We start from the raw sequence: 317 nt of genomic DNA, 5'->3' as shown, positions 1-317 counted from the left end.
CGCCGGCGTGCCCCATCCGACGGCGGGCGACATTCGCGTGGCGGGCAATGAGGTAGGCCCGGAATCGAAGGCGCTCGTCACCTACCTGCCCGAGCGGCCCTACTTCTCCCGTTCCATGCGCGTGCGCGAGATGATCGCCTTCTTCGCCGACTTCTACGAGGACTTCGACGCCGCCTTGGCCAGGGACATGCTTGCTCGGCTCGGCGTTTCCGAGGGCGCCCCGTGCGCGGCGCTTTACAAGGGCACCGTTGAGATGGTGCTGCTCACGATCGTCATGGCCCGTCACGCGGCGCTGTATCTTTTGGACGAGCCCATCG

Annotated in this window: 1 pseudogene; it reads left to right on the top strand. The window is 66.6% G+C overall.

Annotation, left to right across the window (positions count from 1 at the left end):
- Positions 1 to 317, top strand: a pseudogene (locus NE591_RS13685) (ABC transporter ATP-binding protein); the annotation flags it as partial.

It is taken from the genome of Adlercreutzia sp. DFI.6.23 (assembly GCF_024462535.1).
GTDB lineage: Bacteria > Actinomycetota > Coriobacteriia > Coriobacteriales > Eggerthellaceae > Adlercreutzia > Adlercreutzia rubneri.
The sequence above is the reverse complement of the archived record's forward strand: the minus strand, read 5'-3'. Positions and strand labels throughout refer to the sequence as shown.